Consider the following 13,309-nt stretch of genomic DNA (forward strand, 5'->3'; position numbering starts at 1 on the left):
AAGGTTTGGATGAAGCTACTGGTGAAAAAGAAAGGCCCGTATCCGTTCAGGATATGAGCCTTGCAAGAATTGGAGAATTGTAATCCGTAGATTTTACAAGTAAAATCTCTCCAGTTTTGTTTTAAAAAATTGAATTAATGGGCCGTTGAAGCAGGCATTTATAATTGTCCCAATCCCTACTACCGACCAGATACCCGCCCCAGATGCAGTGGCAAATATGATTCCGATAATCACGACAACAACATCTGAAAGAATCCTTGCTTTATGGAATGGAATTTTCTGATGTGTCAGTTTCTCGATTATAATTGCGACACTGTCATATGGAGCGATTCCCATATCTGCGACCATATATAATGCCACTCCCATAGATGCCATCAACTGAGCAAGCAGCAGTGCAAGGATACGCAGTGGCAGATTCATCTGAATCTGCACTACATCATTCGCTACATAACAAATAAAGTCTGCAATGTATCCGACAAATACCATATTGATAATGGTCCCCGCACCAATGCAGGATCTTGCCTGAAAAAATACAACTACAAGGATGATCGCATTGACAAGCAACTGCCACGTTCCAAAGCTCCATCCGATAAATCCGCTGATTCCAAGATTCATTGCACTGAATGGATCCACGCCAAATTGTGAAAGTCGTAAGAAAGATACACATAATCCAATAAACAATATTCCCAGTACCATTCCGCCGGTTCTTTTTGTCTTCGTCATGATCTATCTTCCCTCCTGAACTTTTTTGCCTTTCAGCATATATATTCTAGATTCAAAATCGGTACAAGGAGTCACATTCCCTGGCACTTCACCAGCTGTCACATCGGATGTGATCAATCCATAATTCATCAATTCGTCTCCGTAATTTTCTGTATGATTCCATACATTTTCATAAATCATATCCGGGTTCAATCCCTGTAATCTGACACGGCTATACGGCTGATTCACTCCATTTAAAACACGATAGTAGCCTACGATTGCAAGCGTGCGGTCTTCATTTGTCACCATCCATACCGTCTCATTTCCTTCGAATGGACTTTTCAGACGATAAAATGTTCCAAACTGTAACACTTCTCGGTATTCTTTCATAAATGTGATCTGTTCTTTTACTTCTTTGATCTCTTCTTCTGTCAATTTGTTGAGATCCAGTTCGTATCCAAAAGTTCCAAAGTATGCTACATTCGCTCTTGTATGTAATGGGGTATTGCGAAATACCTGGTGATTCGGGACAACAGACACATGGCTTCCCATACTGCTGAGCGGATAACACATAGAAGTTCCGTACTGAATCTTCAGACGCTCAATTGCATCCGAATCATCGCTTGTCCATCCCTGTGGTGCATAATACAGCATTCCCGGGTCAAATCTTCCGCCACCGCTGGCGCAGGATTCAAATAATACTTCTGGAAACTCATTTGTCAAACGTTCATACAGATCATATACACCTAAAATATAACGATGGAACACTTCTCCCTGTCTGTCTGAAGAAAATTTGCTGCTGTAGCATTCTGTAATGCTTCGGTTCATATCCCATTTAATATATGAGATTTTCGACTCCGATAATAACTTTGCCATCATTCCGTAAATATGATCTACTACTTCTTTTCTTGCAAAATCGAGTACATATTGGTATCTGCCGTGTGATGTATTTCTTCCTGGTGTCTGTAAGATCCAGTCCGGATGTGCTCGATAAAGATCAGAGTCTTTATTTACCATCTCCGGCTCAAACCAAAGACCGAATTTTAATCCTAGTGCTTCAATTCTTTCTGACAGGCCTTTGATGCCATTTGGCAGAAGCTCTTCATTTGCCACCCAATCACCAAGACCAGCTCTGTCATTTCTTCTTGCGCCAAACCATCCGTCATCTAAGACAAACAGTTCTACTCCACATTCTTTTGCTTTCCTTGCAATCTCTACAAGGCGATCTTCTGTAAAGTCAAAATAAGTTGCTTCCCAGTTGTTATTTAAAATCGGTCTTGCCTTATCACGCCAGTACCCTCTTGCGAGTCTCTTTGCATACAGCTTCTGGAATGTCTGACTCATGCCATTTAATCCATTTTCACTGTAAACCAGAACTGCTTCCGGTGTCTGAAAGCTTTCTCCCGGTTCTAATTTCCAATCGAATCCTTCCGGATTGATCCCGGCTGTAATTCGTGTCACATCATGTGTATCTACCTCTGCCTGCATACGGAAATTTCCACTATATACAAGGCTTATTCCGATTGCTTCTCCTGCATTTTCATCTGTGTTGTGACGTTTTAAAGCAAGGAACGGATTATGTTCGTGAGAAGAATTTCCGCGCATGCTGTCGATAGCTGTTATGCCTTGCTCCAATGTTCGATTCTTTATATAGCGCTCTCTGGACCACGCACCGGACAACTGCATCCATTCATAATCCTTATCCGGAAGATCCAGGCTTAAGCTCATCATATTTAATACATGCAGATTTTTCTCACCGGCATTTTCAATATAAGCACTTCTTGCAATTGCACTATATTCATCAAAAATCGTATATAAAAGCGCCAGTTTTGCACCAGTCAAAGCGTCTTTCAGAAAGATGCGCAATGTCTGCGCTTCCTCCTTGGACTCTGTGTAAGTTGCCGGCAATCCGGAGAGTTTCGGTTTTCCGGCAATAATCTCATAACAGTCATATTGGAACTCACTGATTCTGCTGCCATTTTCCTGCAACAATTCAATTGCCGGATGTCTGTAGTCTGTCGTACCGTAAACAGGATATTCCTGTCGGATATGTTCCAATGAAAAAGTACGATCCCATTCATATATATATGATGTCATTGGGCGTTCACATTTCTCAACCAGATAAGAAAAATCTGCTTTGTCATGAAGTCGTTTTCCAAAATATAATTGTCCCAGATGTCCATTTTCTAATACACATAAGATATAACTGATTTTTTCATTGTATAAATGGAAAGTTTTCGTTTCCTCGTGAAAAATAATCTGTCTCATATAATACCCCTTTTACAATTTAATTGTTGGCTCTTAAGCTGTCTGCTTTTTCGCATGCATTTCATTTACTTTTCTTGTGATTTCTTCCATCTTCTCACCTTTTAAAATGTAGTATTTTTTGTAAATACCAAAGCTAGCAAATGCAAGAATGATTGGAATTACAATCATTAACACGCGAATACCCATTACGGTTGCTGTGCTCTGCGTTACCGCTTTTGCGTTGTATCCTACAATCTGAAGACCAATTCCTGTTAATCCACCTGCTGCTGCCATGGCTGCCTTCATAAGGAATGTCTGTGCAGAACATGTTACGCTTTCATTTCGTACACCAAACTTCACTTCTCCATAGTCGATAACATCTGCCATACAGCATGTTGTTACTCCAAGTGAAAGACCTGAGCCGAAGAAAAGTAATGCACAACATACAATAACTAACACCTTGCTCTGTGGTGCTACATATCCTGCTGCACCGAGCAGTACAAATCCAACAATCGGAAGTCCGCATGCAAATGCGTATACTTTTTCACGGCTAATTTTTTCTGCAATTTTCGGGAAGCATAAAAGTCCCGCCATCTCAGCAATAATCGCAAATCCAAAAATAGAATACAGATATTCATCATGGCATACACATTTGAAATAATATACAGCAAAGCTTTTTGCAATCTGTGTACAAAGGTTAAATGTCAAAAGTAATCCGATAAATGCAAGCAGCTGATCATTTTTTACAATTACCTGAAATGCCTGTTTCAGACTTGTCTTTTCTGCTGATATACCTAATGTTGATTCCTCTTTTACATTAAATACAGTAATGCCGATTGTAACGATGAAAATAACTGCGATAATGATTGCGAAAAGTGTATATCCTTTTTCTGCGTAGAGATTGCTCTCGCCTGCAACTTTGTTCAGGTAGTTGATGATGTAAAGCCCAAATGTTGCTACTGAAAATCCTGCAAGACTTGCGAAAAATCTTGGAATTACGGATACTTTTTCACGTTCGTGCGGATCATTTGTCAAGTTCGGAAGCCATGACCAGTAAGGGACATCCATGATCGTATAAGTCATTCCATATAAGATATACATAACGGATACATATACGTACAATGCTGTTCCTGACAGGTTAAAACTGTGGAATAGCAAAACAAATACAACTGAATTTACCAATGTTCCGATTACAAGCCAGATTCTGAATTTACCAAAACGTGTATGTGTATTGTCAACAATCATACCCATCATCGGGTCATTGATCGCATCCCATATTCTTGCCACAAAAAACAGTACGCCGACAAATGCCGGTGCCAGATACAATGTATCTGTAAAATAAAGCATTAAAAATGCTCCTACTAAATTGCAAATCGCGTCTTTACCGATTGCCCCAATTCCAAAACATAATTTTTCTCTTGTAGACGCATATTTATATTGCGGATTTTTCTGAGTTTCTTTTTGATTTCCCATGATTCTCCTCCTCTAATACTCCTTTGTTTATTTTTTATTTGAGTGAAGAAACCTGTGCACGTGTTCCTTATGTTTGTTGATACAAGTATAGCGTACAAAAAAAACATCCGTTATACCTTTTTGTTAAGGGTTATATCCCAAATGTTAGGTATTGGATGTTTTTTAAAACATTTTGTCTATTCTTTTTCAATGTCTCCCACATAAATTGTTTTATGCTTCTTATATTCTTTCAGTTCATTTTGTACACAGATCAATCGTTTTCGGGCATCCTTTCTGTTGTCGTTACGATATTGGGTCGGCGTTATTCCCATTTTCTGCTTAAATACTTTACCGAAAGCAAGGGAATTACGATAGCCACAGGAAACTGCAATCTCCTCCACAGACAGATCTGTAAGTGCGAGCTGCTCCTTTCCTCTGGAAATTCGAAATTCCGTCAAAAAATCTTTTGGAGAGATTCCGAGACTGTTCATAAATATTGTATATAAATAGCTTCGATTTAGTGCCAAATAATTTGCTATATCTTCCACTGTGATTTTCTGTGAATAGTAATTCTTTATATAGGAAATTGCCTCCTGCACATGTATGCTTTCTTTTGTATCATTCGAATATTGCTGAATTTCAATCCCGCGAGCCAGTACTGAGAAAAACTGATAGAGCTTCCCCTGGAGATAGTAAAGATTTTCTGCAGTTGAACATGTATGATGAAGCATTTCAAATACAATTTCTTTCAGTTCTTCTCCATATTCACACTCGCATGTAAGCTGACGACTGTTCAGTCCAAGATCTCTGACAAATCTCTGTGCTTCCGTACCACCAAATCCTACCCAAAGGTAAGACCATGGGTCCGTTTTATCTGCCTGATAAAAGGTAAGGCTTTCCGGCTCGATCAGAAAGGCTTGCCCTTCTTTCAGCTGATACTTCGTTTCGCCGACCTGATAGATACCTTTGCCCTTCATTACATAATGCAAAATATAATTGGGTCTTGCGGCTGGCCCGTAGCTATGTAATGGCTTGCATTCTGCAAACCCGCAGAAACACAAATGAAAATCTTTAAACTTTGGTTTCAACAGTTGTAATACGTAAGAATCTTCCATAATCTGTATCCTCTCTTAATCCCTAAGATCACAAGCACTTTCCAGTCATGCTTACTTTTGCTGTTGCTCACTCAGCAATAGTTAGTTTAACCGTTTTCCTTATTCTATCACAGTATCGTGTTATTCTTCCATCAGTTTTCAAACCAAGTATTAAATGGTGCCTCTTCCTTTATAAGTTTCCCCAAAAAAGACAATGTGTTTTTTCTTGTATGCAAAGAAATAAGGATGTAAAATAAAATTAGTTTTCAAATAAAAAATAGTAATAAGTGAAATGGCAAATTCTGATTGTAGAACTGACATGTGATTATAAGGAAGGAATAATATGAGAAGAAAAGATAGAGAAATCACAGATATACACAAGATTGAAAAAATATTGTCGAGTGCAAAGTATTTACATCTGGGGGTATTAGATGATGAATACCCATATGTTGTGCCGCTTCATTACGGTTATCAGATAAACGGCGGGAAACTAACATTTTATGTTCATAGTGCGAAAGTGGGGCATAAACTGGATTGCATTCGGAAAAATAACAGTGTTTTTGTGGAAATTGATTACGGAGAAAAACTTATAGAAGCAGATGTTCCATGCAAATATGGTGCTGAATATGCGAGTGTCATGTGCCGAGGGAAAGCAAAAATCCTCCAGAATGCAGCGGATAAGTGCGCGGCACTGCGCATTCTTATGAGAGAGCAAACCGGAGAGGAACACGAAATTAATGAAAAAATGGTAAATGCGGTATGTGTAATTGAAATAAATGTAGATTCGTATACGGCAAAAGCGTGTGTAAAATAAATTTTAGTTTTCGGCATTATTGCTTCCACCGGTGATTAGCCTGTATTATATTTGTATTCGTGCATTACATAAAAAGCGTCCCCAGTGCTGCGATATTATGTTAAAATGAAGTAAACAAGAAAACTGGAAAAACAAAAAGTTGTTCAAGATATACGGGATGAGAGGGATTGGTTATGGATGATTTTAAACGACTTACAGAGCAGCTTTTAAAATTTTATATCGACACGGAATCCGTAGATGATATAGGCTTTGAAAACTTCTTTGATGATAACAGTAGTATAATCGGAACAGGAAAGCATGAGTTTTTCAGGAATCTGCATGAATTTCAGGAATCATATAAATTCGATGTAAAACAAAGAGGAAAAATCAGACTTAAAATAAGAGATTTACAGCAGGAAGAAGCAGAGCTTGGTGATGACCAGGTCCTTGCGTATGGATCGGTAGTCTTTACCGGTTTATTTGAAGATGGATCCGTCTGTTTTGAGATGGACACACGGTTTAGCATTATCTATAAAAAGGTGAACGGGAAATGGCTGGTTAAGCATCTGCATCAGTCAGTACCGGACAGAGACCAGATGACAGGGGAAGAATTCCCGGTTACGCTGGGAAAACAGGTGGAAGAGGCGCACCGGGCAATTAGTGCATTAGGGACTGCTTATTATCACATCTCACGTCTGGATTTAAAGACAAAGAAGATCGAACTTGTGAAAAGGTCCCGGAAAATGGAGCTGGGCATTTCGAAAAAAAGCGCAGACTGGGATTCGCAGTTTGAGGTCATCAAAGATGTGATAGCAGAACCGTTTGTACAAAAGTACATAGATTTTTTTGATACACAGACCATGGCCGCACGGCTTCGTAATAAAGAGTCCATGTCTTTTGAATTCAAAAAAAAGGATGGGAAATGGTTCCTTGCCATGATCGTTCCACAGAACTATGATAAAGACGGAAATATTACATCGGTGCTGCTTGCAAACCGGGATGTGACAGATGAAAAACTGCGGGAATTGAGGCAGGAGGAAGAACTGCGGGAAGCTAAATTAAATGCGGAAGTTGCAAGTAAAGCCAAATCCGCATTTCTTTTCAATATGTCCCATGACATCAGAACGCCTATGAATGCGATCATTGGTTATGCGGATCTGGCATCCAGACATCTGGAAGACACAGAAAAACTTGGCAGATATATCGATAACATTCAGGTATGCGGGGAAAAACTTTTATCGTTACTCAGTAATGTCCTGGATCTTGCAAGAATTGAAAATAACAAGGTCGAAATGCAGTATGCCGTGTCGGATGTCCGGGAAGACTTTACGAATTGTGTTACAATGTTCCAGCAACAGGCAGAAAGTAAGAATCAGACTCTGTGTATGACAGAACAGATCCTGTATCCGTATGTATATGTGGATGAACCACATTTATCGGAAGTCTGCATCAACATCATAAGTAATGCGGTCAAGTATACAAATGCGGGCGGTACAATATCCTGTAAGGTTGCACAGAGACCTTGTGAGAAGGAAGACTGGTGCGATATGATCATCAGTATTACCGATAATGGAATTGGTATGGCAGAAGAGTTCCAAAAACATATCTTTGAAGCGTTCGAAAGAGAGCGGACTTCTACGATTACCCATATTGAGGGCAGCGGCATCGGCATGGGAATCGTGAAAAAGCTTGTGGATCTGATGGGTGGTACGATAGAGGTGGAAAGTAAACTTGGTGAGGGATCCACTTTTACAGTGACGATCCCTTGCAAAAAAGCATCAAAAGAAGAAGCTTTAGAGAAGAAAAATCAGAATCCACGAAGTAAGAAGTCGCTAAAAGGCGTCCGGGTCCTGCTGGTCGAAGACAATGAGATCAATGCGGAGATCGCGACAGAACTGTTGAAAGAAGAAGGGTGTATTGTCGAAGTTGCAACTGACGGAGTTGCATGTATCAGCATGATTGAAAAGGCAGATGCGGACTATTACAAGATGATCCTTATGGATATTCAGATGCCGGTTATGAATGGGTTCGATACGACATTAACCATCCGGAAGATGAAGGATGATAAAAAAGCGATGATCCCGATCATAGCTATGACTGCCAATGCCTTTGCAGAAGACAGACAGAAGGCGCTTTCTGTCGGGATGAATGATCACGTTGCCAAGCCTGTTGATATGAATATTCTTGCGCCAACGATGATGAAATATTTATAAAAGTGGGGAATAAAAAAATGAACAAAGAAAAAAAACAGGTTGTCACACCGGACAATCTAAAAGAAATTGCCGTCATGACGATAGCAGTGGGGATCATCGCTGCGGCCGTGTATTTCTTCCTGATTCCGAGCCAGACCTCGATCAGCAGCGTATCTGCGCTGGCGATCATTATTGCGCATTATGTACCGTTACATGTATCAACGGTTACGATGATACTGAATGTGGTCTTACTGCTGATCGGATTTATAACCTGTGGGAAAGAATTTGGGGCGAAGACGGTATATACAAGTATTTTGCTGCCACTGTATCTGGCAGTATTTGAACATGTATTTCCGGATTTTGAATCGTTGACAAATAGTACGGAACTGGATGTGTTATGTTATATTCTGGTTGTAAGCTTCGGACTCAGCATCTTATTTAATATGAATGCGTCGTCCGGCGGACTGGATATCGTGGCAAAGATCATGAATAAATATCTTCATGTCGAACTGGGAAAAGCGATGTCCATCTCAGGAATGTGTGTGGCACTTTCTTCCGCATTGATCTATGATAAAAAAGCGGTTGTACTGAGTGTGCTTGGTACATACTTTAACGGTATTGTGCTGGATCATTTTATCTTTGGACAGAATGTAAAGAGACGTGTCTGTATCATTACAAAATATGAAGAAGAGGTGCGCCAGTTTATTTTACATGAGCTGCACAGCGGGGCAACGTTCTACGAGGCAATGGGTGCTTACAATATGCAGAAATACAGAGAGATCATTACAATCGTAGATAAGAACGAATATCAGAAACTGATGAATTATGTCAGTAAAAAAGATCCGGAGGCATTCGTAACCGTATACACGGTATCCGATATGCGCTACCGGCCGAAAGTTAAATCATTTTAACGGAGGAAAACATATGAAGACAAAAGCTAAAATAATCATTGCGGCAGTTCTTGCCATTGCGATCAGCATCGGTTCGATAGCCATATATAAGCATATTACCGGTCCGAAAGAAGAGAGCATACCGCTTGAGACGACGCTGGAGGATGCAGCGGAGCTGACGACACAGAAGATGATCATCTCGGATGTATTCAGGAGCACAAAGGGAGAGATCCCGCTGATCAACAAGAACAGATTTCTCGTACAATACAAGACGACAGTGACTGCGGGACTGGATGTACAGAAAGCTGTCATAAAGGAGACAGACGACAAGATCCAGATATCTATTCCGCACTGCACGGTCAATGAGGATTCTATTAAGATCAAATCCAGTGATCTGAAGATATATGATACGAATTTTGCGATTATGAGTATCGATAAAGAGGCAGTTATGGAACTTGTCGCAGAGGCTGAGAAGAAAGCAAAGGAAAAAGCCGGATCGGATGAATACGGATTTCTTGAAAATGCAGACAAGAACGCCAAGAAAGTGATCAAGGGCATGTTCGAAAATGTATCGAATGGAAAAGAAGTGATCGTGTCTTTCCAGAATTAGACCGGAAATGACGGATATGTTGTGTAAAAGAATGTAGAGATTGTGTGAAGAATGTCGAAAACCATTAATTTCTGCAAAAGAATGTGCTACAATAAAGAAATCTTATATAGACAGGAGATAAAAAATGACAATACAGGAATGCTATGAAGCGATTGGAGGAAACTATGAAGATGTCTTAAGACGCCTTCGCAGTGAAGCACTGATCCGGAAATTCACATTAAAGTTCCTTGAAGATCAGAGTTATCCACTGTTAAAGCAGGCTTTGGGGGATAACAATTACGAAGAAGCTTTTCGTGGTGCACACACACTGAAAGGGGTATGTCAGAATCTTTCCTTTGACCGTCTGTATGAAGTGAGCAGTGAGCTTACAGAACTTTTGAGAGACCGGACTGGAGAGAAGCCGGGGATACCGGAAGCAATGGAAAAAGTAACAAAAGAATATGAGGCAACAATTGAAGAAATTAAGAAGCTGCAGGAGTAATCTCCTACAGCTTCTTTTTTAACATTTCCGGATTGGATGCATAAGCAAGTGCCGTGTCAGCAGTAATGCGTCCGTTTTTATAAAGTGAAAGAAGACTGGAATCCATAGAGACCAGATCATTTCCCGCAGAGGAATAGATGAGACCGTCGATCTGCGGGATCTTGTTATCACGGATCATATTGCGGATCGCAGGATTGACGATCATAATCTCGAATGCAGGGGTGATACCACCGTCTGTGGTCGGTACCAGCTGCTGGGATACCACTGCCTGCAGGACCATGGAAAGCTGTACTGCGATCTGTCTCTGCTGATTTGGAGGGAAGACGTCGATGATACGGTCGATCGTGTTGGCAGCACCGATCGTATGTAGTGTTGAGAATAACAGATGACCGGTCTCGGCAGCAGTCATGGCTACCTGCATCGTCTCGTAATCACGCATTTCGCCCAGAAGGATCACATCCGGACTCTGGCGCAGGGAAGCACGCAGTGCCGTGACATAATTCTCGGTATCAACATTGATCTCACGCTGGCTTACGATACTCCGGTTGTGTCGGTGAAGGAATTCCAGAGGATCCTCCAGTGTGATGATGTGCTTGTCATAGTTTTTATTGATATGGTCGATGATGCACGCGAGGGTAGTGGATTTCCCGCTTCCGGCAGGTCCTGTGACCAGTACCATTCCTTTGGAGAAATCTGCAAAACGAATGATCTTTTCCGGGATACCGAATGCGGCAGGATCCGGCAAAGTAAAGGAAATAATACGGATCACGACGGACAGGGAGCCTCTTTGTTTGAATGCGCTGACGCGGAACCGTGAGAGACCCGGAACCGCAAAAGAGAAATCATCGTCTCCTGTGTCTTCCAGTATGCCGATGTCACGATGTCCGGCAAGCTCATAGATATGTTCGATGATCCGCCGGGTGTCATCCGGGAGGAGACGGGTATTGTCTTCCATCCGGATATCACCATGTATGCGCATAGAGACCGGCCGCCCGGCTACGACAAAGATGTCGGATGCTCCGGCGCTGACAGCCTTTTCAAGTAATTCTGTGGTATTCATAAATGCCTCCTGATATCATATAGTCTTTATCATTATTGTATTAATTGAATGGAATTGTCGGCATTCCAGTCACTTGTAGAAGTCATTTTCCAACAGGTGATCTTATAGAATGCAGAAGCAGTATCTGAATCTTCCCGGTCAGACCCGGCTGTAGCGGAACTGTCCGGATAGGTGATCTGGATCCGGACTTCCAGTTCCTGTGACTTGTTGACAGCTGTCTGAAAAGAATAGATCAGGGATCCGTCGCTGCCGGTGATTCCAAGCTGTTGACGCACCTGTTGATAATAGCTGTCTGCATCGGAAGTGGAATGATAGCATGCCTGCAGGATCTTCTCTGTCTCTGCAAGCTTTTTCTCTGCTTTGTTGGATGCCCTGTAATAAGCGGTTGTGTGACCGGCAAGTGTCTGTGCAGACCGATAGCTGCCGGAAGCGGTAGACAATGATAACGCTGCAAGTGTAACCATACAGAGCACGATGAATATCATCAGAAGCGATACAGAGCCGATATTCGTAACAGGAAATTTTCGTTTATTCATGACCGGCAGCCTCCTTTATGCTGTATGGTGTATGGCAGGTAACGTTCAAAGAATAGATCTTTCTTCTGTTGTTAAGCTGCCTTGCGGTGATCCGGTAAGTTGTCAGGCCATCCGTACCGCTATCTTCATCGGATGCGTCCTTTTCTTTTACAGTTATCATATAAGCGGCCTTCTTCTCTTCACAGGTATCCCAGGAAGAAGAGTAGAAAGTCTGTGCCTCTACAGATTCTCCTGCTCTTAGAAGTTCCGCAGTGCTCTCTACATGCATAAGAGCTGCGTTCAGGTCACGGGCATTCTCTGTCAGGATGTGTGACCGTGCAAATGCTCTCAGACAGACAGCACTTACCAGTGAGAAGAACAGAATGGCAATGATCAGTTCGATCAGAAACAGAGAAGAGCGGCTGTTGGAAGTTCGTTTCATTGGCGGCTCCTTTCTGATATCGTGACAGAAGCAGTCGTTCCATCCGTATCTGTGGATGTGAATCTGAAAAGTCCGGGTCTGATCTCGCTGACAGAGAAGTCTGCGACTGCCAGGATATCTTTGCCATCCGAAGGGGAAGCATCCGTGCCGTCCCGGAGAGTCAGTTCCTTTAATTTACCTTTGTAAGAATAGATATAAGTGGTGTAGCGGATATCACCGGAACCACCCTTTAGTACAAGACATTCCTGTCCCTGAAAAGTCCCGGCTGATATACCGCCGTCAGAATCGTTCTGACGTATCTTTTCCGCCACGTAGGCAAGAGATGTGTGGACGGTGTAGCCGGTATTCATTTTCTGTGTCTGCGAACTGTATATATGGGCAGACAGGACCAGCACAAGGAAGGAAGAAATGGCAAATACGAAGAGGACAGCGATCGGGAATAACAGGTCAATGACATGATTTTTCTGTCTTTGGAATCTCAACGGTGATCCGCCTCCTTCCTGATAATGGTAATGTCGGGCATGATATTGGCACCGAGCGGCTGATAGTCTACAAAATATTTATTCTCATCATAATGAAGTCCGTAATGTTTTTTCAGGTAGCCAAGACTCTGCGGATAGCTCCCTTCCAGGGTATAACAGGTGGTTACACTCCGGGTTATGGCATTCTGAAGAGTCTGCATCTCCTCCTGATCCATCTTTTTGTTCATGGCAGTCAGCCCGCAGCCAAATCCGGCAAAGATCAGCAGGAAGATAAGAACAGAGATGATAACATTACGCAGATATGAAGTTTTACGTTCTCTTATAAAACGCTGCATGTGCATCCACTCCT

At 41.7% G+C, this 13,309-nt stretch carries 14 protein-coding genes; 5 read left to right on the forward strand and 9 right to left on the reverse strand.

Translation table 11 applies throughout. The features are described 5' to 3' along the window. Window positions 1–93: 93 nt before the first annotated feature. The 4 genes from OCV72_RS08765 to OCV72_RS08780 all read right to left on the reverse strand — a co-directional run bounded on the left by OCV72_RS08765 (window position 94) and on the right by OCV72_RS08780 (window position 5,516). Window positions 94–723 (reverse strand): YczE/YyaS/YitT family protein, encoded by a 630-nt coding sequence (locus tag OCV72_RS08765; protein ID WP_008371268.1) that lies wholly within the window; start codon window positions 721–723, stop codon window positions 94–96. A gap of 3 nt (window positions 724–726) precedes the next feature. Further along, window positions 727–2,970 (reverse strand): alpha-galactosidase, encoded by a 2,244-nt coding sequence (locus OCV72_RS08770; protein ID WP_055283240.1) that lies wholly within the window; start codon window positions 2,968–2,970, stop codon window positions 727–729. 33 nt (window positions 2,971–3,003) lie between these two features. Next, window positions 3,004–4,422 carry a melibiose:sodium transporter MelB gene (gene melB, locus OCV72_RS08775; RefSeq protein WP_055283242.1) on the reverse strand — a complete coding sequence of 473 codons (1,419 nt, stop codon included), beginning with the start codon at window positions 4,420–4,422 and terminating at the stop codon, window positions 3,004–3,006. 176 nt (window positions 4,423–4,598) lie between these two features. Continuing rightward, the gene (locus tag OCV72_RS08780; protein WP_055283244.1) at window positions 4,599–5,516 is read right to left on the reverse strand and encodes an AraC family transcriptional regulator; all 918 of its coding nucleotides are present in this window, start codon (window positions 5,514–5,516) and stop codon (window positions 4,599–4,601) included. A 322-nt stretch (window positions 5,517–5,838) separates the two neighbouring features. Between OCV72_RS08780 and OCV72_RS08785 the strand changes: the two genes are divergently transcribed. The 5 genes from OCV72_RS08785 to OCV72_RS08805 all read left to right on the forward strand — a co-directional run bounded on the left by OCV72_RS08785 (window position 5,839) and on the right by OCV72_RS08805 (window position 10,461). After that, a complete protein-coding gene (locus OCV72_RS08785) occupies window positions 5,839–6,309 on the forward strand; it encodes a pyridoxamine 5'-phosphate oxidase family protein (protein WP_055283246.1) in 471 nt (156 codons plus the stop codon). Window positions 6,310–6,482: 173 nt separating this feature from the next. Beyond that, window positions 6,483–8,501 (forward strand): ATP-binding protein, encoded by a 2,019-nt coding sequence (locus OCV72_RS08790; RefSeq protein ID WP_055283248.1) that lies wholly within the window; start codon window positions 6,483–6,485, stop codon window positions 8,499–8,501. Between the two features lie 17 nt (window positions 8,502–8,518). Further along, window positions 8,519–9,391, forward strand: coding sequence for a YitT family protein (locus tag OCV72_RS08795; protein WP_055283250.1), 873 nt, complete (start codon window positions 8,519–8,521; stop codon window positions 9,389–9,391). A 13-nt stretch (window positions 9,392–9,404) separates the two neighbouring features. Next, a complete protein-coding gene (locus OCV72_RS08800) occupies window positions 9,405–9,980 on the forward strand; it encodes a DUF4230 domain-containing protein (RefSeq protein WP_055283253.1) in 576 nt (191 codons plus the stop codon). A 124-nt stretch (window positions 9,981–10,104) separates the two neighbouring features. Next, window positions 10,105–10,461 carry an Hpt domain-containing protein gene (locus OCV72_RS08805; protein ID WP_055283255.1) on the forward strand — a complete coding sequence of 119 codons (357 nt, stop codon included), beginning with the start codon at window positions 10,105–10,107 and terminating at the stop codon, window positions 10,459–10,461. 4 nt (window positions 10,462–10,465) lie between these two features. Here OCV72_RS08805 and OCV72_RS08810 read toward each other — a convergent pair whose 3' ends face one another. From OCV72_RS08810 to OCV72_RS08830, 5 genes are read right to left on the reverse strand one after another with little or no spacing between them, the layout of a single operon-like run. Continuing rightward, window positions 10,466–11,521: a type IV pilus twitching motility protein PilT gene (locus tag OCV72_RS08810; RefSeq protein WP_055283258.1), complete on the reverse strand. Its 1,056-nt coding sequence runs from the start codon at window positions 11,519–11,521 to the stop codon at window positions 10,466–10,468. A gap of 32 nt (window positions 11,522–11,553) precedes the next feature. Further along, window positions 11,554–12,057 (reverse strand): hypothetical protein, encoded by a 504-nt coding sequence (locus tag OCV72_RS08815; RefSeq protein ID WP_055283260.1) that lies wholly within the window; start codon window positions 12,055–12,057, stop codon window positions 11,554–11,556. Then, entirely contained in the window at window positions 12,050–12,478 is a 429-nt protein-coding gene (locus OCV72_RS08820; RefSeq protein WP_055283262.1) for a type IV pilus modification PilV family protein, read from the reverse strand. Before OCV72_RS08820 ends, OCV72_RS08815 begins: the two co-directional genes overlap by 8 nt. Further along, window positions 12,475–12,960 carry a DUF4860 domain-containing protein gene (locus OCV72_RS08825; RefSeq protein ID WP_055283264.1) on the reverse strand — a complete coding sequence of 162 codons (486 nt, stop codon included), beginning with the start codon at window positions 12,958–12,960 and terminating at the stop codon, window positions 12,475–12,477. The genes OCV72_RS08820 and OCV72_RS08825 overlap by 4 nt, the downstream gene beginning before the upstream one ends. Continuing rightward, window positions 12,957–13,295 carry a sigma factor regulator N-terminal domain-containing protein gene (locus OCV72_RS08830; RefSeq protein WP_028086577.1) on the reverse strand — a complete coding sequence of 113 codons (339 nt, stop codon included), beginning with the start codon at window positions 13,293–13,295 and terminating at the stop codon, window positions 12,957–12,959. Before OCV72_RS08830 ends, OCV72_RS08825 begins: the two co-directional genes overlap by 4 nt. Between the last annotated feature and the right edge of the window lie 14 nt (window positions 13,296–13,309).

Origin of the sequence: Dorea amylophila, assembly GCF_025567265.1 — a bacterium.
Classification (GTDB): domain Bacteria; phylum Bacillota; class Clostridia; order Lachnospirales; family Lachnospiraceae; genus Dorea_A; species Dorea_A amylophila.